This window comes from Stenotrophomonas sp. GD04054 (assembly GCF_029836955.1).
GTDB classification, from domain to species: Bacteria; Pseudomonadota; Gammaproteobacteria; order Xanthomonadales; family Xanthomonadaceae; genus Stenotrophomonas; species Stenotrophomonas maltophilia_A.
In genome coordinates, this window is sequence record NZ_JAOECR010000008.1 from 40,550 (window position 1) to 65,242 (window position 24,693).

25 protein-coding genes are annotated in these 24,693 nt (G+C 49.3%); 5 read left to right on the forward strand and 20 right to left on the reverse strand.

The annotated features are described in order from the left end of the window. Positions 1–655: 655 nt before the first annotated feature. The 3 genes from N7573_RS06340 to N7573_RS06350 all read left to right on the forward strand — a co-directional run bounded on the left by N7573_RS06340 (position 656) and on the right by N7573_RS06350 (position 4,123). Positions 656–1,066 (forward strand): hypothetical protein, encoded by a 411-nt coding sequence (locus N7573_RS06340; RefSeq protein WP_279912051.1) that lies wholly within the window; start codon positions 656–658, stop codon positions 1,064–1,066. Then, positions 1,066–3,495, forward strand: a complete 2,430-nt coding sequence (locus N7573_RS06345) for a YadA-like family protein (protein ID WP_279912050.1) — start codon at positions 1,066–1,068, stop codon at positions 3,493–3,495. Before N7573_RS06340 ends, N7573_RS06345 begins: the two co-directional genes overlap by 1 nt. 85 nt (positions 3,496–3,580) lie before the next feature. After that, positions 3,581–4,123: a hypothetical protein gene (locus N7573_RS06350; RefSeq protein WP_279912049.1), complete on the forward strand. Its 543-nt coding sequence runs from the start codon at positions 3,581–3,583 to the stop codon at positions 4,121–4,123. A gap of 551 nt (positions 4,124–4,674) precedes the next feature. On the opposite strand, the gene mobF is transcribed toward N7573_RS06350, so the two are convergent. The 9 genes from mobF to N7573_RS06395 all read right to left on the reverse strand — a co-directional run bounded on the left by mobF (position 4,675) and on the right by N7573_RS06395 (position 16,902). Further along, on the reverse strand, positions 4,675–7,584 hold the full coding sequence (gene mobF / locus N7573_RS06355) for a MobF family relaxase (RefSeq protein ID WP_279912048.1): 2,910 nt from the start codon (positions 7,582–7,584) through the stop codon (positions 4,675–4,677). Positions 7,585–7,667: 83 nt separating this feature from the next. Next, a complete protein-coding gene (locus N7573_RS06360) occupies positions 7,668–9,128 on the reverse strand; it encodes a helicase HerA-like domain-containing protein (RefSeq protein ID WP_279912047.1) in 1,461 nt (486 codons plus the stop codon). A 565-nt stretch (positions 9,129–9,693) separates the two neighbouring features. After that, positions 9,694–10,629 carry a murein L,D-transpeptidase catalytic domain family protein gene (locus tag N7573_RS06365; protein WP_279912046.1) on the reverse strand — a complete coding sequence of 312 codons (936 nt, stop codon included), beginning with the start codon at positions 10,627–10,629 and terminating at the stop codon, positions 9,694–9,696. 133 nt (positions 10,630–10,762) lie between these two features. Further along, complete coding sequence (locus N7573_RS06370) at positions 10,763–11,365, reverse strand: hypothetical protein (protein WP_279912045.1); 603 nt, start codon at positions 11,363–11,365, stop codon at positions 10,763–10,765. An 85-nt stretch (positions 11,366–11,450) separates the two neighbouring features. Next, positions 11,451–14,327, reverse strand: a complete 2,877-nt coding sequence (locus N7573_RS06375) for a hypothetical protein (RefSeq protein WP_279912044.1) — start codon at positions 14,325–14,327, stop codon at positions 11,451–11,453. Between the two features lie 19 nt (positions 14,328–14,346). After that, a complete protein-coding gene (locus N7573_RS06380) occupies positions 14,347–14,865 on the reverse strand; it encodes a hypothetical protein (RefSeq protein WP_279912043.1) in 519 nt (172 codons plus the stop codon). Between the two features lie 76 nt (positions 14,866–14,941). Continuing rightward, positions 14,942–15,739, reverse strand: a complete 798-nt coding sequence (locus tag N7573_RS06385; RefSeq protein WP_279912042.1) for a hypothetical protein — start codon at positions 15,737–15,739, stop codon at positions 14,942–14,944. Continuing rightward, complete coding sequence (locus tag N7573_RS06390) at positions 15,739–16,443, reverse strand: hypothetical protein (RefSeq protein ID WP_279912041.1); 705 nt, start codon at positions 16,441–16,443, stop codon at positions 15,739–15,741. The genes N7573_RS06385 and N7573_RS06390 overlap by 1 nt, the downstream gene beginning before the upstream one ends. An 18-nt stretch (positions 16,444–16,461) precedes the next feature. Beyond that, positions 16,462–16,902, reverse strand: coding sequence for a hypothetical protein (locus N7573_RS06395; protein WP_279912040.1), 441 nt, complete (start codon positions 16,900–16,902; stop codon positions 16,462–16,464). A 546-nt stretch (positions 16,903–17,448) separates the two neighbouring features. Here N7573_RS06395 and N7573_RS06400 point away from each other — a divergent pair. After that, positions 17,449–18,564 (forward strand): hypothetical protein, encoded by a 1,116-nt coding sequence (locus N7573_RS06400; RefSeq protein ID WP_279912039.1) that lies wholly within the window; start codon positions 17,449–17,451, stop codon positions 18,562–18,564. A gap of 28 nt (positions 18,565–18,592) precedes the next feature. Here the strand turns inward: N7573_RS06400 and N7573_RS06405 are convergent, their stop codons facing one another. The 6 genes from N7573_RS06405 to N7573_RS06430 form a co-directional block, all read right to left on the reverse strand. Beyond that, on the reverse strand, positions 18,593–19,144 hold the full coding sequence (locus N7573_RS06405; protein WP_279912038.1) for a hypothetical protein: 552 nt from the start codon (positions 19,142–19,144) through the stop codon (positions 18,593–18,595). Beyond that, the gene (locus tag N7573_RS06410; RefSeq protein WP_279912037.1) at positions 19,141–19,728 is read right to left on the reverse strand and encodes a ParA family protein; all 588 of its coding nucleotides are present in this window, start codon (positions 19,726–19,728) and stop codon (positions 19,141–19,143) included. Before N7573_RS06410 ends, N7573_RS06405 begins: the two co-directional genes overlap by 4 nt. A 147-nt stretch (positions 19,729–19,875) precedes the next feature. Beyond that, positions 19,876–20,403 carry a hypothetical protein gene (locus N7573_RS06415; RefSeq protein ID WP_279912036.1) on the reverse strand — a complete coding sequence of 176 codons (528 nt, stop codon included), beginning with the start codon at positions 20,401–20,403 and terminating at the stop codon, positions 19,876–19,878. 441 nt (positions 20,404–20,844) lie between these two features. Continuing rightward, entirely contained in the window at positions 20,845–21,057 is a 213-nt protein-coding gene (locus tag N7573_RS06420) for a hypothetical protein (RefSeq protein ID WP_279912035.1), read from the reverse strand. A 10-nt stretch (positions 21,058–21,067) separates the two neighbouring features. Then, positions 21,068–21,241, reverse strand: coding sequence for a hypothetical protein (locus tag N7573_RS06425; RefSeq protein WP_279912034.1), 174 nt, complete (start codon positions 21,239–21,241; stop codon positions 21,068–21,070). 178 nt (positions 21,242–21,419) lie between these two features. After that, positions 21,420–22,070 carry a hypothetical protein gene (locus N7573_RS06430; protein ID WP_279912033.1) on the reverse strand — a complete coding sequence of 217 codons (651 nt, stop codon included), beginning with the start codon at positions 22,068–22,070 and terminating at the stop codon, positions 21,420–21,422. 176 nt (positions 22,071–22,246) lie between these two features. On the opposite strand from N7573_RS06430, the gene N7573_RS06435 reads away from it, so the two are divergent. Next, the gene (locus tag N7573_RS06435) at positions 22,247–22,525 is read left to right on the forward strand and encodes a hypothetical protein (RefSeq protein ID WP_279912032.1); all 279 of its coding nucleotides are present in this window, start codon (positions 22,247–22,249) and stop codon (positions 22,523–22,525) included. Positions 22,526–22,781: 256 nt separating this feature from the next. Here the strand turns inward: N7573_RS06435 and N7573_RS06440 are convergent, their stop codons facing one another. From N7573_RS06440 to N7573_RS06460, 5 genes are all read right to left on the reverse strand, one after another. Then, a complete protein-coding gene (locus N7573_RS06440; protein WP_279912031.1) occupies positions 22,782–23,135 on the reverse strand; it encodes a hypothetical protein in 354 nt (117 codons plus the stop codon). Positions 23,136–23,304: 169 nt separating this feature from the next. After that, entirely contained in the window at positions 23,305–23,499 is a 195-nt protein-coding gene (locus N7573_RS06445) for a hypothetical protein (protein WP_279912030.1), read from the reverse strand. A gap of 178 nt (positions 23,500–23,677) precedes the next feature. Next, positions 23,678–24,187, reverse strand: a complete 510-nt coding sequence (locus tag N7573_RS06450; protein ID WP_279912029.1) for a hypothetical protein — start codon at positions 24,185–24,187, stop codon at positions 23,678–23,680. A gap of 60 nt (positions 24,188–24,247) precedes the next feature. Continuing rightward, positions 24,248–24,478, reverse strand: coding sequence for a hypothetical protein (locus tag N7573_RS06455; protein ID WP_279912028.1), 231 nt, complete (start codon positions 24,476–24,478; stop codon positions 24,248–24,250). A 10-nt stretch (positions 24,479–24,488) separates the two neighbouring features. Next, the gene (locus N7573_RS06460) at positions 24,489–24,626 is read right to left on the reverse strand and encodes a hypothetical protein (RefSeq protein ID WP_279912027.1); all 138 of its coding nucleotides are present in this window, start codon (positions 24,624–24,626) and stop codon (positions 24,489–24,491) included. Between the last annotated feature and the right edge of the window lie 67 nt (positions 24,627–24,693).

Sequence of the window (24,693 nt, forward strand, 5' to 3'; positions counted from 1 at the left end):
CCCCCGGGCCCAGCACGGGTGCCGCGGATCATCGACCGCCCCAGGTCGCTACACTAATGTCCTCTCCGGCCATGCCTGCGCGTGGCCACGCCCCGACGCCCTGCCAAGACGCGAAACGCCCCAAGTGACTGATACAAAAGACAACACCAGCAACGCCAAGGCGTCCAAGGAACACACCCCGCTGATGAAGCAGTTCTAGCGTAGGCTTTCAGCGTCTCTGCATCCCACTGTTTTTACTTGCTTATTTCCGCCATCAAAGGCGGCACCCGTATTTTGGCTACCTTCTGGCTACCCGCTGCTGAAGCGGTCCAACCACTGTTGCCCTGATCGATCTATCAGGCAGTGCCCGGATCCGACCATGCGGAACACGGACTTCTTGTCAACATGGCCGTTGGCATCCACATCCGAATAAATTAAAAACCGCACGCACTTGCGCTAATTTAAATTGGTGTTATGTGTATAAGTGTCCGGTTGAAAAAGGCACCTCCTTCCTCGACGTAAACTGGACATTGAGATACGGTCGTGTCTCCAGCCCCCTCGAAAGAGGGGGCTTTTTTATGCGCGAGATATTTTTAATACCCCCACCCCCTTGCGCAAGCCAAATCTCCTGCTATTTGTGGATAGGTAGAACCACAAATTTAAAAGGAGGCCAGCAATGCACATCTTTAAAATGCTAATCGCGCTATCGCTCTTTATAGCGGCAAGCGCTATCGCAGAACCAAACAAAGAAAACCTCGCACTAATCAAGCAATTGGCAATTCAGCCAATCGCCCTGGTTGACGGTGATTTATGCCACATACGCGGCGCAGTCTGGCTCGATGAGCCGATTGCCAATGTAGAAGTCGAGATCTTGGATGGCAGTCGAATCTGGAAGACAAAAACAAATTCAAACGGGATTTATTCAATCTCAATTCCATTTGAAGGCAATGACAAAGCATTGCTTGAAAGACCAGCCAGCCTCCCCATCCCTGCCAACGCCTCACAGGTAAACATCCTAAAACCTACATTTTTATGTAGCCAATCCACCACCACCAACATCATGGCAAAGCCCAAAGGAGCAAATTGATGAAAAGCAGATTAAACAAATCCAGGTTAGCAATTGCGGCAATAGCTCTGCTTTCATCGGGCCTTGCCAACGCATCGTTAATTCAAATTGGCGATGGTGCCGCTGCGTCTGCACAAGGCGACATTGCCATTGGTGATCTAGCAAATGCCACTACAGGCATGTTCCAGAGAATGACCTGGAACGGCAGCTCTTGGGACATTGAAAACGTCACTGCGACAGCCATATCTATAGGCAAGCAATCAAAATCAACTGCAGGCGGTGTCGCAATCGGCGAGCAATCAGAAGCGGCAAGCGCATCAGTTTCCATCGGCAGTAAAGCTATAGCTACACAGCAAGGGGGTGTAGCTATAGGTGAAAATGCTCAAGCGAAAGAGCAAAACACAATAGCGATTGGACCCAATGCGAAAGCTACCGCCAATGGTGCAGTTGCTATTGGAGCAAATACAATCGCCGATCAATATGACACCGTTGCAGTAGGCGGCGGATTACCAGAGGGAAAAAGAATTGTAGGTGTTGCCAAGGGTGTTGGAGACTATGATGCTGTGAACGTAAAACAGCTAAATGAAACTGTCGCAGCGGGAAGCGGCAGCAAACGAATTGTGGTGAATGGACCCGACACTGGTGGCGCTGCAAGGGCTATTGGCAGCTATGACATTGCCATTGGAACAAATGCGGAAACTCAATTTGATCACGGCGAGTATGGACCGAACATTGCAATCGGCAGGAACTCTAAGGCCTATTTTGGCAGCACCACAATTGGCGACAATGCCTCCGCAGGCCGAAAAGGCGTAGCTATCGGCAATGGCGCTTACGCAGGTGGAGTTAACGACGGCGGTGGAGTGGCGATTGGGCGAGACTCCAGAGTTGAAAGCAATGGTGTGATTGGTGGCAACGGAGTGGCTATTGGCCCGAACGCATTAGTAACTGGCGGGGCTACTGCGGCAATCGGCCCAGGAGCAAGAGCCGATGCACCTGACTCAATCGCCATCGGCGGTTCAACAGGCGGAAGAGCTAACACAGTCGCATTTGGAAATCGCCAATTAACAGGCGTAAACGCGGGCACAGCTGATACAGATGCTGTAAACCTAAAACAATTGAACGATGCTCTGGCTGGCATTCCTACAACCCCTGGCGCAGGCAACCCCTATTTCGCAGCGAAGGGTGATCCATCTAAAAATGATCCGGCCTTAGCTACGGGAGACAACTCCGTAGCTGGTGGTCCATCGGCCCGTGCGGCTGGAAATCAGTCCTCAGCATACGGTTCAAACGCGAATGCCAATGGTGAGGGATCTACTGCCGCTGGCAATCAGGCCAACGCATACGCAGATCAATCAACTGCAGTTGGAGCTTTCGCATCAGCGACAGCAAAATGCACAGCAGTTGGCTACGGTGCTGAGTGCTCTGAAGATGGAACTGTGTCTTTTGGCAAAGCAGGCGACGATAAACGCCTGAAGAATGTTGCAGGCGGCATTGAAGACAATGATGCTGCAAATACAGGCCAAGTTAGAGCGGTAGATTTGCGAGTGCGTCAAACCCAAACCGCAGTGTCCAGGCAAGCTGTGTGGTTCGGTGGTGGAGCTTCTTATGATCCGACTACAGGCACATGGACCAACCCGACCTTTGCGATGCCGAGCGGCCCTAGCTTTAACAACGTCAATGACGCTCTTGTCTACCTAGACAATCGTATTGGTAATGGAATCTCGCCTGGCACTGGACCTCAAGGCCCTGCAGGTGCAGACGGCAGGAGCGCCTATGAAGTTGCCGTTGGGAATGGTTACAAGGGCACTGAAAAAGAATGGATTGCCTCGCTCAAAGGCACTGACGGCAAAGATGGTGTCGGCGGTGGTAGCGGCAGCAAATCTGTCGCAGGGAAGAACATCGAAGTCAGCGATAACCAGGACGGAACTCAAACCATTGCTGTGGCAGACAACGTAGTCCTCAGTGAAAGCGGCAGCGTCAAAGTTGGCGCAACAACCGTGGACGCCAAAGGCGTCTCCCTTGAAGGCGGTGCATCTATCACACGTGACGGCATCAATGCTGGCAACCAGCGCGTCACGAGCGTAGCTGCGGGCCGCATAGAGAAAGGTTCAACGGATGCGGTGAACGGTGGCCAGATCTATGACATGCAGACCGCTCTTAATGACCGCTGGGATGAAACCAACAGGCGCATTGATCGCCAGGACCGCCGCATAGACGCAATGGGAGCTCAAGTAGCGGCCATGTCGATGATGGCAGCAGCGAACGTTCCAGCTGCCGTAGGCGAAGTTCAAGCTTCTGCAGGCGTCGGCTTCAGCGGCAATGAAGGTGCATTGGCTATCGGCTGGAGAGCTCGTATCACTGAACGAACCAGTGTTTCGGGAGGGTTTTCGTATAGCGCTAGAGGCAAAGCAATGGGTGGCGTTGGGGTGTCAATCAACCTAGGACGCTAAAGAATGTGTCGGCAGAAAAGGAGGTGATCTGTATCTCGGCAAGGGCCCTTCGGGTCCCTTGTTCGTTGAAGGAGCTTGCTAAACAATGATTAATCAGATTAAATCCAGCTCACCTTTGAAGAGCGATGAAGTAATGAGTATAAATTTCGACAAAGACGCTGTAACTGTATTGCTAAGTATTGCAACAATACTCATAGCCCTATCGCAAATGAAGATTGCCAGTTCAAAAGCGAGGCTGGATCTGTATAACAAGCGCTTTGCCATCTACACCACAGCGCTAGAATATTACCAAGCCCTATGGGGCAAGACTGACACGCCAATTAAAGTTTGCGAAGCAAACATGATTAAAGCATTCCGTGAATCGAAGTTCCTTTTCAAGAGCTCTGATGGAATTTACGAAACGCTAGAGAAGATCAAGAATGCAGGAGCCATGGCTTCAGGCACAAAGGAAAGAATCGAAAAGATGGAAAGGGAGACGCCTATAGACGGCCACGCCATAACAACAAGCCGCGTGAAAAGATCTGACGCACTACAACGCTACGAAGACAATTTAAAGCTACTTGAACAGCAGCTTGAAAAATATCTAAGGTTCAAGACTGCCAGTGGTTGGTCTTTCTTGCCCTGGTGAACATCAAAAATAGCAAAGGGACCTCAGGGTCCCTTTTTATTTCCAAAAATATGCTTGCCAGATCTTAAGTTTCGCTTATGTATGAATTAACAAACATACATAAGGAGACTCATGAACTGGAAGCGAGATCAAAAGTATCACGTAAGATCAAGAACTCTCTATGCGTTGGTCTTCGAAAACGGACACGTCTACATCGGCCAAACAGTTGACCTGGATCAACGTCAGAAGCAGCACAGAAGTTTAAGAGGAGGCTGGGAAGGCAAGCCCTTTGACGTAGTAAACCTCGGATCCGTCAACGCGACAGAGGCTCAAGCGTCAGAATACGAATATGCATGGCGGATCAATGCCGCGAAAGCAGGCTGGAAGATCTATGCGAAGCCTCCAGGCGTTACATGTGATCCCTGGAAGAGAGCCACGCGGCAGAGACAGCATTTGGCCAGATCATTGTCCTGGCAGATACCGCGCAGAAGATTCCCTTTTTTTAAAATCGCCGCAATGATAGCGGCGGCATCAATCGGAGCGTCCGTGCACCTCACTTTGACCTTGTGATTTCAGTCACTGAGCCCGAACACGCTGATAGTCTTTCTTGCCCTTTTAGCATTATCAATCCTTTGAACATCCCTCTTCGCCTCCAAACCATTAAACGCTTCAATAGAATTCCGCAGCTGACTGAGAGCAACTTGGTTTCTATCAATTTGCTTTGCGTCCTTTAAAACACCCTCAGTAGTAGCATTTGCCTTTAATCGCTCCATCCCCATGCGCTCATGAATTCGCTCAATAGTTTCGGTGTCGCCATACATCGTATATTTACCCTTTGTAAGGCGAGTGAAGGCAACTAGAGCACTGTGATTATCCATCATGCCTAAATTAGCAAGATGAAAAACATCTTCCTTGCCCTGCCCCTGGCTATCATGCACAGTGACGGCATAGTTGTGTCGAATATTATTGAATGAATCAGTGTTGAATTTTACTAATTTCCCATCTTTTGCTGGAGTATCGGACCTCAATCTTACAATCATGTCGTATCCGCCAGACTCGCCTTTTTCAACACTCAACAGGGTTCCTGCGTCCCCGTTCACAACTCCCAAGCCCTTTTCATCATTTTTTGTAAAAGCAACTCGATCCCCCGGCGACAAGTCAATAGAGTATTTATCCTTCTTGTTTACGATTGAAACATTGACAGATGATGAATCTACAAGGCCAGCTGAAACCATAGCTGCTCTGATCTTTTCGTTTAGTTCCTTTACGTCCATACGGGTGCTTCCGAGCACGAGCCTTTGATCAATGCTTGCACTAGAAGACATATAGTCATCAACAAGAGCGCTTATAGATTGATCGCGCGTATCGTAATCATCAATACATCCTCTTGCCTCAAGCGCTTCAAAAATGGCCTTGCCATGCAATATTGTTTCACTCCTAGACTTTTCGCCTTTCTTGTGGTGCTGTATTTTTCCATCAGCTCCTCTTGTGTAGAAGAGCCCTGCAATTGCGCGATCCTCAGCGTTTTTTTGCCTCCTAATTTCAGTCAGTTGAACATCGTCTACAGCCACCTTTGCTAGTGCCATTCCAGAACCAGCTCCGATGGGCTGTAGTTGCATTTCATCGCCCTGGAGAATTACCTTTGCTCCTCCTTTTTGAGCGTATGAAAGGAGACGCCTGGATTGATCAGCATCAATCATTCCCGCCTCATCAATCACCAGCACATCTTTATCAGTTAACTTCATCAAGTTTCTGTCTAGCAGTGAAAGAGTTTTGGTAACTGATTTGCACGGCATCCTGCTTTCAGCTTCCAGCTTGGAAGCAGCCATATTGGATACGCAAACACCGATCATGTTGCGGCCATCCGCTTTGAACACTTCACTGTAAATGTCACTGACTGTTGTTTTTCCCGTTCCTGCGCCACCTGTGAATACGGCCACACCGCCCGAATTGGAGGCCACGTGGATCACGCTGTTACGTTGCTCGTCAGTAACAGTGAAATTTTTTCTCGACTCATAAGCTGCTATCACGTCCTCAACGTTGACTTGAGGAATTTTTTGATGATCCTCATCCTGCCTGGCCATAACGCCGCTGATTATTTCTTTCTCCCACTCAACCATCCAGCCTGCGGCATATCTCACGTCCGTATTGCGCCGAGAAAGTGATTCCCCAGCATCAGAAGCAGCAATCTTCTCAGGCGCAATCTCAACCAGCTGCATGCGAGATTTAAATTCCTCTACTTTCTCGATCACATCAGAAAAGCGCACCTTCCCCATGTTCTCCTTTGCAATGGCCTCAATAAGATGGCACTCAGTGAATACTGAATCGGTTTTATGAAGACGCTTTAATATCTCAGCATCCTCATCAATTCTCATGTTTTTATCGGCCGTAGACTTTAATTGCTGTATAGACGGCACCAGCTCTGCACGCTCCTGTTTGATCTTGTTGAAGGTGTCAGTCCACATGGCCTGCAGTTCATCGAATGCGGGTTCATCCTTGTGTTGCCGGGTTGCCAGGCAAGCTGCTTGACGATCAACCCCGTGCTCTAATTCATACTTTAAAATTTCAGCGCGACGGGACGAATTAAGCTCAATCAATTCGCGACTAATACCTGATATCTCAAAGGACACGTTTCCCGTCTCCTCCCCGTGGGCATCCACCTCTCGCAGCTGCTCAATTCCATACTTAAGCTCACGCAAGTTCATTGCGAGCTCGCTCTTGTAAATTTGATCTGCAGCTTTTTGATGCCTGTATATTTCTTGAGAATCAAAGGTGCCGTATTGACCATCTACACCCTTTGTAATACCAAAACAAAGGTTATGAGTGTGGACGTTACAATCTAAATTTCGATTTCCCATGTGATCCGCCTGCATGATGATCACACCTTCGGTCCCGATTACATTTACGCCCTGCTTCCCCCTACGAGTTTCAATTTTGCTCTCCAGGAATTTCATCGCAACATCGTTTGCTCGCCGATGCGCCTGGAGTATTTCCAGCTTTTCATCATCATTGCCGAGTGCGAATGCGATGGAGACGCTTTTGGGAGGCGTTGTTACAAGGTCGAAGCCGACCCTATGCCCTCCCTCAGACTTTAGAATCACATTCCCATCTTTATCCAGCTTTGGCTTCCCAGTCTTTCGATCAATCTTTTCAACTTGCCTGGGCTTCTCTCCAGCGTTCTTGCAAAGAGGCTCCCCGGTGTAGGGGTGGAACCCTTCCGCAAGCTTTAACATCGCCTGCTTGTCAACGGGCTTTCCTTCAAGTCCTAAGTCAGCAGCTAATCTGCCTGACCATCTTTGGACAGCATCTGCATTCTCATCATAGTAATAAGATGCAAGACCATCTGACGCTGCGTGTGAATTTGCCCTCTCGGCTGCATTCTTCATTCCTTGCGACAGTTCCTCCACCGCAAGCAAGTAGTCAACCACTGCCTCGCCATTTTGTTTTTGCCCACGGGCATTGATACGAGCAATAGAAATCATCTTTATCTCCCAAAGCGCCGTTGTCGAAGCGGCAAAGCGACCACTTCATTAAAAGGCAAATGACGTTTTTGGCAAGAACTGAATCAGTCTTTAGACTTATATATCCGGGATGCCTCTCTAGCCAATACATCAGCAATTGAAAGGCCAATGTCCGTCTCTTCCCCATCCACATTTGCTTGAAGGGATGTGCTGACCACCCTAGGCGCTGATCGAGGCCCAAGAGTCCAACGGGCTGGAACTTGTCCTGGACGTTGATTAGGGATCTGGTTGCCTGGAAAATTGAGCAACAGTGGATCTCCGCCCATCTGAACAATGGCGCGAATGCCCCACCCACTAGGCCCGTATGCCTTTCCCTTCCTGAAGCCCAATCGATCTGTCAGCTCAGGCGAGGACACGATGGCTCTGGTCTCTTCGTGCACAGTTGCGTTGTCGTCATACGTCCTCCAGGCCACTTTGTGCTTACCTATCGTTGAGGCTAGGTAGTCCCGCGTATCTCCGGCCTGGACTTCACAAATAATTTTTGTTGCGACTGTGCTAGAGAACGTCTTAGCAACTTCTCTTGAATAGACAGCTTCCATCTGACTGAAGTCTTGATAGCAGAGAACTGCACACACGCCCTTTGAACGCCCTAGGGTGAGCAGCTGATCGATGTTCAAACGCCCTATGCTTGGCAGCTCATCAAGGATGAAACCTAGGAACCGGCCCTCTTCGTTGTCAGGGAGCTGGGCTGAAATGATCGAAGGAACAGCGACGTTGATCATTGCCGCTATGTAAGCCTTTGTAAGGCTTGGATCTGGGCCAGCCTGGACGATGACTTGCTTACGGCCGCTGTAGCCATCCTTCACCCAGTCAGTCATAGCGAACATGCGATCTGTGCGCGTAGGCCACGCTAGTGCCAGGTCATCAATGACCCGCGTGTAACCCGCCAGCGTAGCTAGCACAGAGGCAGTGGACTGGCTCTCTTCGTTCGCGATCAAAGGCGCGGCTTTGGCGTAGTGCTCCTTGAGCATGGGCAACATGGCAGAAGCACCCTGGGAGACTGCATGCGCTAGATCCGTCCAGGTCCACTCTGTCCCCCTCGTATTTTGAAGAGACCGCAATGCACCCGTCAGTAGCTGTTGAGCCGCTATGGTCCAGAACTTGCCGTTGCCGCTTTCTTCAGGGATGAGGCTTGCTGCGAACGCAGCAGCTTGCGTAGGTGAGCGCACATCACGTGCAACATCCCAGACGTATGACCGCTTATCGAACGGGCTAACAATTATGGGGCGGTAACCAACGCCAAAATCGCCCTTAGCTGTGAAGTCACCTTTTACGTCGTAGATGAAGCACTTCAAGTTGCGTTGAAGCATCTGACGGATCAACGCCATCAAGATGACTGTCTTACCACTACCCACGCTGCCCGCGATCAGCAGATGCCTCGCCCAACGTTTCTTGGGCAAGATCAGCGCCGGGTGGAGAGCCAGGGGAAAGTTGTCAGCTTCAATCTGCTTCTTATTGAGGCTTCTTGCTCTCGCTTCTCTCAACGCTTCCTTGCCATCCAGCAAGCGAGGACCTGAGAGATGCCATGTGTTTGAGCGAGGAGTCAGGCCTTTAGCAAAAGACCAGCAAGCACAAGCGATGGAGAGTGCTAGCGGGATCCCTACCCTCAAGATGACCTGTAATGGTTGGTTGACCTGGCTAAGGTAGTCAGAAGCTGTAGCACCCGCTGAGACGCCTAGCGTTGCCCAGTTGAATGCCACGGCGAGCGCACCTGTGGCATGTAGTGTCCATGGCCCTAGATCAGCTCCTGGAAACGTTAAGCCTATCCACAGAAGAGACGGCCATGTGGCGAGGAACGTAGCTCCTCCGGCGATCAGTGCCTGGTCCCAACGCCTGACAAGAACACTAGGAGCTACATGCGGGGGGACACGCCCAAAAGCGTCAAAGACCTTCTCATTCACAATTACTTCTTCTTTTTCTGAGCTGATGCCCAGCTCGCCAAAATGAAGCTAATTGCCGCTGAAATTGTGTATCCATTCTTTAAGGCATACCTTCTGACTGCCGCCTCAGTCTCCGGGGAAACTTTGGACTGCATAAGAACTGAACGTATTTGCTTGTAATTATTTGTCTTCATGCTGACAACCTAAGGCCATGCCGGGATCTGTCAATTAGGCATGCGCCCTCTGTGTTGATGATAGGCGCGGGCATGAATTCACTCTCCGGCAGAGCCCAACTTAAAAAGCTAGAGGAGGCTGATGGATCATTAAAAATAAGGCTTGCTGCGAATAGCCCAAAGCTTTCTTCTAACCTGCGTGTAGCCTCAGCAAGTAGTCGAGCACGCCTCTTTTCAGCGCAAGCGCTAACAAGTGTCTGTAGCTCGTCATCCTGACCATCGATGTATAGATAGGCATTGCTCAGCCCCGCCTTTTCCAGCTTGTCCATTGTCCTCTGATTGACAGCGGGGCAACCTTGGCTCCTGCCTACATAGTCGTCACGAACATAGTTCGATGGGTGCAACACAACCGCGCGGTCTCGCGCCTTGCTGTTGAACTTTGCAAATAGACCGTCCAGCCGCCTACTCCACCCATTTTTGCCCTGGTATTTTTCAGCGATGCGGTATAGCCCGAGACTCGTCATATTTGAGTCTGGGATATTGGAGAATTTAGCGGCTCTACCCTTTGCTGAAACGTCAGAGCCGGAACCGTGAGCAACGTAGTCCCTTGTGATTAGAACTGGATTGTCCAGGTCACTCACATCAAACGCCCAGAGCCTTTTCGTGCGTGCTGGCATGCTCATATCTACAACGAGCAGCTTTTCAATATGCTGACCATCTTCTGTAGCGCAAGTCATAGCGTCTAACGCACGCTTTGCCACACCTCGATCAAGTTCAGGAGCAATATTTACAAGTGCAAGATCCTCTGGCTGCTGAAAAATGGCACTGACCAGATCCTGGGAATCCATCTGATTGTAAAAAGGGTCGTTGATAGTGATTGCGCTCGAAAAGCAAGCAAATGGCATCGCCATTAATGCAGCAGCCAATATCCTTAGATATCTCTCTTTGATCATGTCGCGTCCTCCAATTTTAAATAATAAAGGGATAGATGCTTACCTACCCATATATCCATAAAATCAGAGAATTAGATTTGGTCAAGACACTGAGCGCATAAAAAAAGCCCCGCATCAGCGGGGCCTTTAGTTATCACTGTATTTGTTGCTTAAGCTTAACTTGCGAAACATCCTTTTGTCGCTGTTGTTCCCTATGCCAGTCTTCAACCTGTCCCAGTGTAGGTTGACCGCTACCCAGGTGTGCCTGCATGTAAGCATCTTCTTTTTTCTGATGTGCTTTCCAATAATCGCTCTCGCTTTGCGCCGTAGCAGCATAGTCCTCTCTTCCATGCGAAGTTCTGATGCGCGCCCTGTTTTCATTCCTATTCTTCCATTCGTCTTCCACTTCACTCAATTGAAAGGGAAGGCTGTCGCCCTCTTGCTCTCTGCGAGCTGACAACAACTGACTAAAGCTTTTGCGCTGTGAGTTCTGAACTTCCATGGCCTCCTTCATCTGCCCCTGAAGCTTTTCGATATCTTCAGGGCTTGCCCGGTTAATTTCGCCAAAGAATTTTTCTTTAGCACGTTCAACTGAAGCACCAAGCTCTGAGCTCCTCTCAGTCCAGGTCTTGTATTCTTCTTTCATGAACGCACTGGGCCGATCTGACTTTAGATGTTCATCACGCTCCTTACGCACAGCCTGAAAAGCCGCCTGAGCTTCAAATAGTCTATTGCCGTGCTTTACCTCATCATTCATATTCCCTCCGATTGTTTTAATAAATTCTATAATTACCTACAATTCATTTTGCGCAAGAGGAGGGGAAAACCACCTCCACCTTCGATCAGGCCACTTTATCCTTACGCAATTCTTCCGGACCTACATACTGAAGCTTCACAAGGTCAATTCTCTTGCCACCTGCGCGACGCAAGGAAACAATCGCCTTACCCCTCGTTAGCAATGAATTGAACTCTTGATCTTCAAACACATCAACAGTCTCCAGGACTCCTCCCACAGGAACTGTTATATCAGTAAGCATTGAGTTCTCATCAAGCTGACGCGTCTTATTTCCCACCCACTTTCCACCCGCATATATCATTGGGGCAGAAGGAGCGCGAACAATTAGCTTTCCAAAGCCACGCTTTAGCAGGCTTTCCATGCCCGCCCTGTTAGGGTGCTCAGGATCATTTAAAGGACTAAGTGCATAATTCTTTAAAGCACCCGAATAATCAATGCCGTTTGAGCGCTGTTTGAATGTAATCAAATCCGCCTTACCAAGCCTTGTCTTTACATACTCATACGTCCCGCTTGATGCTTCCATGCAGAAGAACGACTGGAATGTATTTGCAAACTTTCGAGCAGTGTTTTCGTCATTAAACCTATCCACAAAACTCTCATATGACTGAGTAGCACAGATGAAAGCGGCTTCCAGCGACCTTGAAATGTCGATCAACTGCAACTCAGCATCACCTACAACGCCCTGGGCTTCATCATAGAAGAATGCAACACGCGACTGACCCATGGCTTTCCAATCCGCCTTCTTCATCCCACCACGCTTCTTTATTTCATCATAGACACACTGCTTGGCAAAGGCGGTAATAGCCAAACCAGCACGACCATGGATTGTTTCAGGCAAGTCAATGCCAACATTTTTCCAGTAGAGGCATGATCTAACATCCTCCCCCTTCTCAAGCATCTTCCAGTGGACGCCATTTTTCCCAGTTAAATACTTGCCCCTGGTGAGCGGCTGAATGCGGTCATTCACATTAGACATCCATGATGAACGCTGCTCTCCGGCTTTTGGCCAGGTATTCGTAAAGTAAGAAATTGTTCCATCGAGAAGGGTGCCCTTTCCTAACTCAGGGTGTATCGACTCTGGCATCCTCTGGATACGCTCATCAGATGCTCCGTAACCAAGTTCTGACAAAGCAAACAACATATCCTCAGATGCAACTGGCACTCCATCTACTACACGAACTTGATCACCCATCACAACTATCCTTGAAAGAGTATCAATGTTCCACAGCCACTTACGTTCTGTAAGTGCTTTTGACGCCCAATATTTCGAACGCTCCATAGCAAGCTCTTCCTTTGACCTCGCCTCACTCGCGTCAGCACCAATTTTCTCTAATCGAACAGCTTCAAGCCCGTAATAGAGAGCGGCATCCTCGTTTTCAACAGAAGTAGTGAAGGAATATTCCAACATCGCAAGCTCGTGGTCACGCAGGGCTTCATGAAGGACAGTCACATTGTCTATATAGTCCATTGCGCCGTTATCCCACATTGGGTCTGAACTTGATCTTTTGTTGGAAATCTTGATTGCCTTTAGTGCGTTGTAAACGCCCTGGGCATCAAGACCCTGCATCGGTGCGTAATCGACGCCCGTTCCGATCATTAGATCTATGTAAGCCGATACTTCACCAGCAAGAGCGCCCTTTGCGCATGCAATAAAGGCAGAACCCATTTTATTTTCAGTCCATTGCTTGATCCACGGACGCAGCGTAGATGACGTTTTACCAACACCTGTAGCTCCGAAAACCAAAATATGAGACGAAACATCGACTGCTGAAAGAACCATCTCTTGACCTTCGTCAGGCGCATTAGGGTGGTGTTTTGCTGTCAACCAACCTTCCGCATATCCACAAACCATAGTCGGGGATTTGTCTGCAAAAGCTTCCTTTGCCTGCAGAATGCGCGGCTCTACGTGCACTGTGTTTAGCTTACCCATACGACCCAGCTTGAATGTGATGCCAAGTGCTTCAAGCTCTTTAGCTCTTGAGTTGTAATTGCTCTCGGTATGGATCATGGGATACATACTAGCAATGAAGAAAAATGCGAAAGGCAACATGGATGTAGGTAGAATTGCCACTGAAAGAACTGTAACAAGCGTGAACACCAGGGCAAGCTTGGCACTATACCGAACACGTGCCCAGAACCCGCCTATAACTGACGCCTTGTATTTTGAGTCAAGCATGTTTGATGCAAGCATTAAAACAAACGCCAATCCCATCACGATTGCGGAGAGGGTGGCGAGACTCAAAGACGCAGTTACTACTGACTGAATTCCGCCTGCTTTGATAGATCCCAGGATATTCAAGCTTTCAAGCTGACGCGCACCGTTCGCAGCCATTGCTGCCAATGCAGCGGGCCCCACAAGCAAGATACAGAAGCTTTTGACAGCATCAATAATGCCTTCGCCCTGGGCAATGGTTATGAGGAATGGGACGGAGAGAAGCATGACCAGCAGCGCGAGTGTCGGGCTGAAGAGTGAAGTCAGGTAAGACAAAGCGCTGATAGCTGGCAGCGCTCCATACATGAGGGGGGTAGCAGTTGAGTCGCCTCCCCTCACAATGTCGTCAGGCCGTAAGTAGCCTTCGATGGGATCACCATTTTTTGTCGTTGTATTGCGAGAGGCTTTATCGCGCAAGTCCGCAGGGATCATCGGCCAAAACTGACTGAATTTCTGTATGTCCATTCCTTCGGGGACGGTCCAGACCCCGTCAATTAGCTCAGCCCCCATACGTTTAACAAGGTCCTCGCGTCCTGGTTCAACAACCAGCTGATTTGAGGGAATGCGATCAGGCACGTCATGACGGCCAGTGATTAGATCCGCTACCTTGTAAGCTTCTTCAAGCATGCGAGCATGAGAAAGCGCCCCCTTGCTTTCTTTCTTTGATAAAAGCAGTTCGGTTCTATCAAGCAATTTGTAAAGTAAACTCATTTATTCCTCCTCTTAGTTATTAGTATTTTGACTGGCATGATTTAGCAAGTGACATGGTTGCTGGATTTTTCTTGTCTGCTGTTCCGTCCATCAAGCTTCTCGCGAGCGCTTCGCAGCTTTGAGCCGTGGGTGCAACCTGCCCTCCATTTGAAGCCATCACTCGCATCCCATCGGACTTATATCCTTTCAAAGCGATCACTCCAGCTGCGGCTAGGCAAAGCACAAAAGTGATCAGCGCAGTTGCGACGAATTGAGCTTTTCCCGCATAACGTTCTTCAGCGTAGCGAGTAGGAGCAACAAGCCTGCTCCCCTCTTCCCATTGCTTCAGGCCAAGCTCAGTTCTGGGGGGACGACGATCAATGACCAGGTGGTAGTAGCTTGACCGCAGATCTGGGTGAACATCGTCCAGTCCCTTCGTTTCAACAGGGCCCAGCAATAAGGTTCCCCAAAATGCAGAAAAGCGACTCCCGAAACGTGGCCGGAAGTCGCTTTTGTATTGAGTGAAAATTAGTGAAAGCGCTTTATCTAAAACTGACATTTTAATCCTCCATTTTCTGGTAAGTGTTTTACCTATCCAGAAATATCAGAGAATTTGAACTACGCAAGCCCAGCAATTACAGATCCAAATCTTTAATTTGATCAATCTTGCTTTGCCAAGGTTTTCCAGCCTCCACCCTCTCGACCTCGGCCTTAATTTCTTTGTCAGATGCGGGAGGCGGTTGATACCGCTGAATAACGCGAGGCGCGGCAACTACAGCAGGTGGACGGGCAGCCTTAGCTTCAGAGTCATTTTTTGCTGGTCTAACCTGAGGCGCAGCAGCAGGTGCTGGGGCAATTGCTTGAGCAGGAACAGTTTTTTGAACGCCCCCTTTATCCTCATCCGCTGAACTGACAGGAGGTTGCACGGCATCATGTGGCGCAGCTTCTTCTATCAAAGGTAGGCCCTGGGGAATTGCTTCCTCTGAATGTGCAACAGGCTTCCGTTCCTCTTCCTGGACTCGTCCTGGCAATGTTGGCACCTGATTTACGGCCGGGGGAATATATAGGCCCTGAGATGGCGCAATAGCGACAGCAGGCCCGGCTGATCCATTCTTATCATCCATGAAATTGAAGGCGAGCGCTCCGGCACCAACCAGCAATGCAGCTCCCGCGCATATGTATAGACTCTTCTTACGAGCTCTACTCAGAGTTATGTTTGGCAATCGTTTGAGGGCTTCATCAGCTACGGCTGTTGTTTGATTAATTATTTGCTCGCTTACGACAGCAACCTTCTTCAACACTGGCTTTGTTTGTTCCACCGGCTCCGGGACGAAAAGTTTTGACGCAGGGGACGACTCACCCTCTACGCTCTTATCCACTCCCAGACTCGCTTCTAACCTGCGCAATTCTCTTTCACGCTGAAGGTTGCTCATCACTTACCTCCCTTTGTCAGTGAAGTGATTACGAGCTTGTGCGAGGTGCTACGTCCGCACTGGTTGTCTACAAGGTGCCTATCAAGAGCTCCCCGCTTATCCAGCTCACCTAGAAGTGAAAGACAGGCTGGGTTTGTGCCTTCGATGCGAATATCAAGCTGACCCTTTGACCCTTTGAAGAGGTTTGAGAGCTTTTCCATTGTCTCTACTGTCTTAGCGTCCATCGCTAAAAGATCAGATGCTTCATATTCAATTTCGATTGACTTCATTGCCTCCTGCTGCCTTCCAGATCTGTCTGTGCGTTGTTCCGTCTCAACCTTAGCTTTCATGCCTGCTCTTCTTGCTGCCTCTTCAACCTGCCTTGCCTGGGCAAGCTGTTGCTGGACTGATTGAACACCGGCTCCTACAGCTGCGGCGGCACACGCACGTAGATCCAGTCCACCTGAAAGCAAGCTCATCACTGCTCCTGCCGCACAGCCTTTCGCTGCGTCAGCTGTGAGTCTCTTGCCATCAACCCTCCCCTGCTTCTGTTCGTGAACCTCTACGGGTGGTAGGTCAGTTGGCGAGCTAACTTGTTCTGTTGTGTGCTGCCCTGTGAGCCTTTCTTTTTTATCTCGCATCCAGTCTTTGACTCCTGCATTGGCAATACAGGTCAGTGACAATGAAATTGAAAGGCCAAGTAGTGTTGCTTTGTATGTATTCATTATTTCCTCCAGTGTTAGTTAAATTTGTTTCCCGTCTCCGGGATAGAATCCAGTGCCAGTGCCAGTGCCAGTGCCAGGGCCTTGGGGCGCATTGCGCCCAGGGCTCGTGGCTGCGCCTTTATTGCCCTCAAACAATTTAGAAAGCTCCTTTACGAGAAGCTGCAGGAACTCTTCATTCCTGGCTAAAGATGTTGAAGCTTCATTTCTCTGCAACTCCAGGTGATTGCTGGCTTGCGCTGCCATATCCCTTCTTGAGCGAGCTGTCTCCTGCCTTATCTCAGTAAGCAGTTCATCAAGCCCTGACCTCGCTAGCATCATTTGATCCAACAATTTCTCTCTATCAAACTTTTCTAAAACAGCCTCTCTCGCAAATTCAGAGAATGACTCACCCTTCGCCATCAACTCTGCCGTGATGCGCGAATAGTCTTTAGGCTGCATGTAAATCTTTATAGCTCTCATGTATTAAATCCTCCATTTGCCCTATTAAAATCAATAACCCAAATTCCGAATTGCGCAAGGCCTTCCGGAAAACGCTGGCATTAAAGGGGATTGAGGATTAGAGACACGAAGCAAGGGCCTTTGATGTAGGCCTGTGGCGGAGCTTTATATTCCAATGGCCTTGGAAATAAAAAGGGCCCCTTGTGGGGCCGCTTTTCAGAAACACTTCAGTGCGTGAAGTGTATTATCAGTTTGCTCTTGGCGACGATTCATCAGACAAGAACACAGGCAAACCAAACGACAACCTCCGGTGGCCCCAAGAAAAACTAAAAGCCATCCTCTTGCGCACATGGGAACCCCTGCTATCAATGAATGTGTAACTCAATTGATAGCTCAGGAGGAACCAAATATGTGCCATGCCATTGCTTACGCCTTCCCCCTTGAGGATGGCTTTCTAAAATCATCATGGGGCGCTTGCAGTTATTTTGTTTGCCATTCAGCGCTCAATGATGAACGCGGCAGAGGATGTTTGGATTCAGCTCATCCTGGAAAGCAGGCGGCTCTTCCATGACCTCCGCAACATCGCTTCAGTCGTCAGTAGCTGAAAATATTTTGAAAGCCGCCGCTCCTTCAAACGTTCAAACCGCTCCTTGGAAGCGCAAACTGGTCAACAGGGATGACGGCCGCGCCTGTCGCTTCTGCCTAGCCGATGGGAAAGCTGAGGGTGTGCGCCTGGTCAACTCGTTCTTGCTCGCCCCGGCTCTCGGCGGGCAAGCTGTTGATGAGAACCGGATCGTCACTTGCCTGAGCTGTGCGAAGTCACGTAGCAACAGAGATGTGCTGTCCTGGGACTCATTCCTCAGGCGAGGAACTGAGGAGTCCAGGGCCTCTGTGCTTCTACAGAGAGACGCTGTGCTCACTGTTGCCCGCAACCATCTGACTGCTACAAGAGCCGGTGCGAGCAAGGCTCAGGTTCTCGCCTGCCTGCGGCAAAGGTGGCAACAACCGCGTGTGAAGCTCTTCGCTCATCACAGCGCAGGTCGTGGCTATGTGGGCTGGACTGTGAGCGGCGGCGAAGATCAGGCCTATGGCGAAGCTGCGGCGATACTTCGCTTTGGCTTCCATGCTCAGCCTGTGGCCAGCAACACAGCCGTAGTTGTGATGGAGCTGTCGGAGCCAATGATCCTTGATGCTGTGTGGGCACTAATCGAGAACGGCGCTCTAGTTGAGCCGCTACCTCTTGATGACGCAGTCCCAGTAGACCCACACAACTGGCAGCATTGGTGGCGCTACAGTTTTCATAATATTGATGACCTCGTGCGCCGAAGGCCCCGCCTCAGCGGCAACAACTCGCGCACCAAGGGAACGCTGGCACACTCACTCGCGCATTTCCGGGATCGTCTCCCTGATGACCTCAAACACCTAAGCGCACGGCGCACGGCCATTGCCGCACCCTCTCCTCCTCGCAAGCTCTCTAACAAGCCTTCTGCGATCAGTGAAAGGCAGGCGTATCGCAAACGTGTTGAACAGGAAAGAGAGCGCCTATGGCGCACTGCACGCGATGATCTTGAGGCTTACAAAGAGAGTGTGGCCATGGGAAACGCGCACCCAGCGACAGCATTAGAGCTACTAGAGATGGAGTTCCACGTCCTAGATCTATTTGATGCGATCAAGCAGTGGTGACATGAAAAGGCCCCGCAAGGGGCCTTCATCATTGCTTCAAGCCTACGCGCCGGATCAGCGTTCTAACTAGCTTTCGCTCTTCAGCCTGTGGATCCTCTGCAGGACTCACAACAAGCATCTTGTCATCTCTCTTGAGTGCCATTGCGCCGTAGTCTGCCAAGGCAATGAGAGCAGTGGTGAATGGGAAGTCTTCGCCATCAGCTGCACCAAAAATTTCTTGAATGCTCTGCCTAAGCATTGGCGGCAGAGTGACCATGCTCCGATGATTTCGCTTTCCTTGACGTGTTCTGTAGTCCGGCAGCGCCGCCCCCCTCTCAAGCACTAGGTGGACCTTCCTTCCAGCTTTCAATCGCGGGGCACTGGAGTCATCAAGACCAAAGAATGTAGATCGTCCAGGCTGATCCCCTGCTGCAAGCAGGAGACTGTCCTCGGCGGCTTCAAGTCTGCTTTGTGTTTCTTCAAGGCTTGTAAGCTCTTGCTGCTTGATGCGTGGCTGGCGCGGAGCGTGAACCTGCTGAGCAACGATGCTCAAGTCACGTGTCCCAGGCCGTGAGCCGGTCTTCTTCAAATAGTTGGTCATGCGGCCACCTTCCATAATTTCAGCCGGTTCTGGACCGCTAGGGCAATGGTCTCTATCTCGCTTCTAGCACCGCCGATGTGACGACCGCTCATATCGAACACCGTTCTTCCCTCGGCATAGTAAGCGGCGAAAGCCGCCCTCTCTCTCATGACAAACGCGCCGCACATGGCGGGGCTGGACAACCGCTCTCTGTGCTCTGCGCGCAGCGGGTTGAACCTATTCGCGATGACCAGGTAAGGCTTCTGGTGCTTCTGTAGCAGAGCAATGGTCCGTAAAAAGACTACGAATGACACGCCATCCAGGAGCGTAGGAACTAGATAGATATCGGCTTCTGGGAGGTGTTCGTTGTCAGGGATTTTGGGGGGCAAGTCCAAAATCTCTACGTCAAATCCCCTACTGCGGCTCCTGCCGACAGTGAACGGCGTTTCATCTGCCAGGGCGGCCCAGGCCAAGGCAGAGCCTTGTGGGTCACAGTCAGACACCAGCACGCGCAGCGCTGGATCTTGAGCGAAGAAACCAGCGAGATTGAGCGTAGTCGTAGTTCTGCCCACGCCTCCCTTCGCATTGAAAACACAAATTCTCATGAAATACTCCTTATATCTGGATAGGTAACTAACAATCCAGATTTAGCATAAGTCTTTATTTGCGCAAGCCTTAAATGAAAAAGCCCCGCATCTGCGGGGCTTTCTCGGTTAGATCTTTCATGATGCCTCGCGCGTCAATGCAAGCAATTAAATATCCTGCTCAATACCGTCAACGAACTTAAACAACCTATCAAGCCTTGATCCTGCGCGAGAAGCGTAAATATCGTGATCTCTATTTAATCGAACATCGCACTTGAGCGCAGCAAACCACGCTGCAAGCGAGGGAGGCAACCTCTTATCGCAGACCTCAGCTACAGTTTTGCCGGGATCATCAGTGACGATGATCCGATTGGGCCCCAGTGTTCCCTTTCGATATTTCTTCCCCATAGCCAAGGCGGGACTCGCTCCATTTGTCAAAAGAATCTGGACCATTTCATTAAACTTTTCAGATCGCACTGGATCTTTGAAATTGATTGAATAGAGCCTTGCAGCAACATGTAAGGCACTGATTCCAGATCCAGGGAGCTGGCCGTTTAGCCAGAGTCCTGGGTATGCTCCGGCAGCGAGGCCAGCCGCCGTGATGCTCTGCACTAGGGTTCTGAATGCGTCCACATCTTCTACTTGAATTGCTGAAATAAGCTTCTCAGTCGTCTGTAAAAGAATATTTTGTGTCATTTTGTTCTCCTTTGTTATTGAATGATAGAAAAGCGCCGGAATTAAAAGCCCCAACGGTCCTGCTGCTTGCGTGCCCTTGCTTCAGCACGCGCTTGCATCTCATCGTGCTTTGCCTGCCTCATCGCCTGCCGCTCCAGGCGGGCTCTACGCTTTGCCTTGGTCGCAAGACAGAGTGACGGATCAAATGATTTAGACGAACCTCTATCTGAATTCTTAAAATTCATAAGCAAGGCGGAATGATCAAATGATTCTGAAATTGAATTTACACGCATATTATTCTCCTGTTTGTTTAAGTTAAAAGGTATTCACTTGTATACCTTTTAATACATGCAAACAGAACGGCAAAACTTGTCAATAGGCAATCAACAATTTATTCGACAATTTATTTCAGACAATAAAAAGCCCCCAATTGCTGGGGGCCTGATATTGTTGAAATACACATTATCTCTGTGCCAACCTCTCTGCCTGCTCACGCCTTTCAGCATCAAGCGCATCTAGGTTCTGAAGCATTGGCGCTTGGCTTGTTACTGACATTTGATTTACGAGCGCCATTTGCTGATCAATGCTCTTTGAGGCTCCCGCAGCAAAGAACACAATTACGCAAACAAATACAAAGACAATTGCTCCATACAAAAACTTTTCAGAAGTATACATAGATAGCTCCTTAGCGCTTACCAATAATCTGCCTTGACTTAGCGGCAAAGGCTTGCGCGTCAAGAATGAATTCCTCCCTGCTCTCTGAATACTGCTTATCAGTGCGGCGCTGATGTAGCCTCGCAAGCTTTGCCGCAACAATGAGAGCAGCCCCAGCCACAATTAGAAAAAGTTCAAATGTCATACGATTCTCCTGTTAGTTAAGTGGGTAGGCTATTACCTATCCATATATTCAAATTAGTCCAATACCCCATATTGTCAAGCCCTTAACATGCAAGTTTTTTAATTTAATTAGATTAGTTTATACCAAGCAACAAAAAAAGGCCCTCATTATAGAGGGCCCCGGCATCACAAATCATTTGTCAATTTATCCGTAGTGAACTGCGCTTTTGCTGATTTTCTTTCAAAGCGAAACTCTCATCATCAGAGCTTTTGGGCACTTGGGCAATTAGTTTACGCTCCCTGCCCATGATCTCCTCATACTCGCCAGGCTGTAGCTTTGCCGATACGCCTGGGAACTCATCTCTATAAATTTCGCCTTCCTCCTCTCTCTCCTCTCTCAACCGCAGATGCGCTTTATCAATAAAACTGTCGTCATAATCACGAACGACGACCCAATCCTCCTCATACCAATTCTTCAACTCCCGCAAGTCACCAACACTTGCCTCGGTGTAGTCCGCTCCATACCCAATTTCAACGTCATACCCAAGCTTTCCTGAATCAAACGCAATTACATTGACTCCTATCTCAACATCCTTAAATGAACCTTCCATATCCTCGTAGTCTTCAATATTCTTATGTTGATCTATGATTGCTGAAATCAGCCCAGCCTCAACTGTGTTGGCGTAACTTACATACCAGTCGTTATCAACATTCACAGCATCCAAGCCCCCCGTCTCGACCAACTGCCCCATAATTGCATCTTTATTACTCCACACGTATTCAAAAACATCACGCGCAGGGTCGTCCATCCTTTCGGTCAAATTCAATACTTTATCTTGTAAATTTTTCATACTTTTCTCCTGATTGGTTGTTTGTGGGTAGCAAATCAGCTATCCATACATTTAAATTAACCCCAAGGCATTAGTTGTCAAGTGTTTCCGTATTATATTTATCATTATTTTCAGCCTATTGATTTATTTCCATAAAAAAGCAATAATGCAGATCCAACACGGACAAGGAGCGTTTTATGCCAGACTTTAAACATGTTGATGCGACTGACTTCTCTGATGTAGAGCGCATTACAAACTCACAGCTCGTTGATAGAGAACTTAAAGAACTCGGAGGAGGCGGATATGCAGGGGCTGGTTTTTTAAATGCAGTTCGTCGCCACTTGGGCTTTAGCAATCATGTTGAAAAAATGGACACAGCAAAAAGCATCAGGGTCTACAATGAAATCGTTGATGCGTTGAATTCAATCTCAAAGCCACGCACTAAAGAAAAGCTGATGAAAAGGCTTGGTATGTGACCGTTCCCAGAGAACAAAAAGGCCCCCTCTCGGGGGCTTTCTTTTTTGGATTTATCCAAAATCTGCTTTTGATCTATCGCTTTAAAGCTTTTGCTTCTCTTCTTCAAGCTGATCTGCAAGCACACTCTCACGCAGCACTTGCCGCACGTAGTGTGAAAGGGGAATGCCTCTAAGCTCGGCCACTCTCTTAAGATCTATGAGGAACCAGTTCTCTACGCGGATCGGCGGAACCTGGCTTGAGAGCACGCGTTGCGGGTCAGAGGGACGCGACATGCTGAAATTCGCTCATGAGATTGAACGCTGCTGAGCTCGCGACAAACACTGTTGCTAATCCGCAGGCAAAGGCCAACGGCGGGCGTCCCGGCATGATCCCTACCATCATCACAACGTGCTTAGCGAGACAGAGTGCGAATGCACATACAGCGAAAGCACAGAACACGTTAAACACATCTCGGCTAGCGAAGTAGATCACCGCTACGGCTAGTGATGCGCTTACTAAAATGTATCGATTTCCGGCATCCAGAACACTTGGATAAAGCTTTACAAGAAGCCAGGCCATGCAGATGCCTGCTAAAACGTAATATGACGCGACTAAGATGCCTTCAAACATATGCCCTCCCCTGGATTGATTGCGATGTATCCAGTAAAAGGCATTTGTTAGTTTACGCAAGGATTCTATTGAAACCACATCACACCCAGTGTGATCAGAACGCCTAACCACCCTATACCCACCCAAGGGTTGTGGGTCGATGCGGCTCTTTCATAGGGGTTTCTTTCCATCACAACCGCGCTGGCGGCGTTGCCCGCCCCATTGCGGGGCCGGTGTTCTTCTCTAACTCTCGTCTTTCTTTGCGCTCATCCCAGCGTCTCTGGATCCATTTTCCCTGCTCCTTGGTCCGCTTTCTATCGTCTTGATAGACGACCCGGGAAGCACCTGGATCCCAAATGTATTGCGGCAGGTCATCCTCATCCATCAGAGCCTCCCAGGACGCCTAGGCGAGCCTTTAGCAGGCGCTGTGTTTTGGCTCAAACGCTGAAGAAGTCGAGCATCCCAACGCTGTTGTATCCGCTCTCTGCGCCCCAATACCTTCATCATGTAGCCGCCGCCATCAAGCGGCACGGTCGTTAAGCGATATTCCTCCCTGGAAGACATTACCCTCTCCTTATCATAAGATTGATTAGGCTTTCATCTAATTGCGCTGGAAGTGTCCCCATGCGGTCAAGCACGAAAGACCCAAGCATTGGCGCGAACCCAAACAAGTCATTTTTAATGATGTAACTACTAAAGAATGGGAAGAGATAGGCACGCAACTCTTCAACGTTTTTGTAGCCCGACCGCTCTGCGCAGCGCTTTTCGGTGCTCATGTGGGGGAATTGAACAAACTCCCACTTGCCCACGTCTTCCACAAAGATATAGTGAGCGCAGGATCCAGGAAGATTCACAAAAGCCATAATTGCCCTACTGCCCCTGTTGTAGCACTGTCCCCTGTCGTAGGGGTAGAACGTAATTTGGCCCTTTGACTTTAAACTCTCATGTTCAGCAAGAGCTGCAGCTTCAATCTCCTCCTTAGTTTTGGGTCGTTCCAATTTGGCTGGAGGCGTAGCAATTGGTTCAATCCAATTTTTACCCACCCATCTCTCTGCTAATTTTTTCATTGACATGGTTTATTTCTCCTATTTTGATTGTGGTTGATTGCACCCCCGTGCTTGATTTTTTTTTAATTAGCCTACTGCCAGCAGCATGCTTCCTGAGATAAAAGCCAGGACAGTAGTTGCCACCATCGCTACTAGTGCAATCAGCCCGCCAATGGCGAAGAAGAAGGCACCAGCAGGGCTACCAGCGTGGGTCCTGCTGAAGCCAGCCTTGCGATAGCAGAAGCGGGCAAACAGGAACAGCAGGGTCAGCTGGGTGAGATAGACTGCGATGAAGACTGCGAGATTGATAACGCTCATGATGAATTCCTCATTTGCCTGTGATTTCGCTGATTGAGTGAGACATGCTTTCTAACGTCACCTGGGCAACTGGAATGAAGCGATTGGCCATTGCCATACCTGCTACCAGGATCGCGACGTTGAAAAATGCTTTAATTGGTCGTGTCATTTAACCCTCCTTTTTTGATGTTTGATAGCAACTTTTAATTGCTATACATCATATTTAGCATGAATCC

Excerpts from the sequence above, each read along its gene's own strand:
- N7573_RS06340 (WP_279912051.1), top strand. The coding sequence starts at position 656 with ATGCACATCTTTAAAATGCTAATCGCGCTATCGCTCTTTATAGCGGCA.
- N7573_RS06345 (WP_279912050.1), top strand. The coding sequence starts at position 1,066 with ATGAAAAGCAGATTAAACAAATCCAGGTTAGCAATTGCGGCAATAGCT.
- N7573_RS06350 (WP_279912049.1), top strand. The coding sequence starts at position 3,581 with ATGATTAATCAGATTAAATCCAGCTCACCTTTGAAGAGCGATGAAGTA.
- mobF (WP_279912048.1), bottom strand. The coding sequence starts at position 7,584 with ATGATTTCTATTGCTCGTATCAATGCCCGTGGGCAAAAACAAAATGGC.
- N7573_RS06365 (WP_279912046.1), bottom strand. The coding sequence starts at position 10,629 with ATGATCAAAGAGAGATATCTAAGGATATTGGCTGCTGCATTAATGGCG.
- N7573_RS06370 (WP_279912045.1), bottom strand. The coding sequence starts at position 11,365 with ATGAATGATGAGGTAAAGCACGGCAATAGACTATTTGAAGCTCAGGCG.
- N7573_RS06375 (WP_279912044.1), bottom strand. The coding sequence starts at position 14,327 with ATGAGTTTACTTTACAAATTGCTTGATAGAACCGAACTGCTTTTATCA.
- N7573_RS06380 (WP_279912043.1), bottom strand. The coding sequence starts at position 14,865 with ATGTCAGTTTTAGATAAAGCGCTTTCACTAATTTTCACTCAATACAAA.
- N7573_RS06385 (WP_279912042.1), bottom strand. The coding sequence starts at position 15,739 with ATGAGCAACCTTCAGCGTGAAAGAGAATTGCGCAGGTTAGAAGCGAGT.
- N7573_RS06390 (WP_279912041.1), bottom strand. The coding sequence starts at position 16,443 with ATGAATACATACAAAGCAACACTACTTGGCCTTTCAATTTCATTGTCA.
- N7573_RS06395 (WP_279912040.1), bottom strand. The coding sequence starts at position 16,902 with ATGAGAGCTATAAAGATTTACATGCAGCCTAAAGACTATTCGCGCATC.
- N7573_RS06400 (WP_279912039.1), top strand. The coding sequence starts at position 17,449 with ATGACCTCCGCAACATCGCTTCAGTCGTCAGTAGCTGAAAATATTTTG.
- N7573_RS06405 (WP_279912038.1), bottom strand. The coding sequence starts at position 19,144 with ATGACCAACTATTTGAAGAAGACCGGCTCACGGCCTGGGACACGTGAC.
- N7573_RS06410 (WP_279912037.1), bottom strand. The coding sequence starts at position 19,728 with ATGAGAATTTGTGTTTTCAATGCGAAGGGAGGCGTGGGCAGAACTACG.
- N7573_RS06415 (WP_279912036.1), bottom strand. The coding sequence starts at position 20,403 with ATGACACAAAATATTCTTTTACAGACGACTGAGAAGCTTATTTCAGCA.
- N7573_RS06420 (WP_279912035.1), bottom strand. The coding sequence starts at position 21,057 with ATGTATACTTCTGAAAAGTTTTTGTATGGAGCAATTGTCTTTGTATTT.
- N7573_RS06425 (WP_279912034.1), bottom strand. The coding sequence starts at position 21,241 with ATGACATTTGAACTTTTTCTAATTGTGGCTGGGGCTGCTCTCATTGTT.
- N7573_RS06430 (WP_279912033.1), bottom strand. The coding sequence starts at position 22,070 with ATGAAAAATTTACAAGATAAAGTATTGAATTTGACCGAAAGGATGGAC.
- N7573_RS06435 (WP_279912032.1), top strand. The coding sequence starts at position 22,247 with ATGCCAGACTTTAAACATGTTGATGCGACTGACTTCTCTGATGTAGAG.
- N7573_RS06440 (WP_279912031.1), bottom strand. The coding sequence starts at position 23,135 with ATGTTTGAAGGCATCTTAGTCGCGTCATATTACGTTTTAGCAGGCATC.
- N7573_RS06445 (WP_279912030.1), bottom strand. The coding sequence starts at position 23,499 with ATGGATGAGGATGACCTGCCGCAATACATTTGGGATCCAGGTGCTTCC.
- N7573_RS06450 (WP_279912029.1), bottom strand. The coding sequence starts at position 24,187 with ATGTCAATGAAAAAATTAGCAGAGAGATGGGTGGGTAAAAATTGGATT.
- N7573_RS06455 (WP_279912028.1), bottom strand. The coding sequence starts at position 24,478 with ATGAGCGTTATCAATCTCGCAGTCTTCATCGCAGTCTATCTCACCCAG.
- N7573_RS06460 (WP_279912027.1), bottom strand. The coding sequence starts at position 24,626 with ATGACACGACCAATTAAAGCATTTTTCAACGTCGCGATCCTGGTAGCA.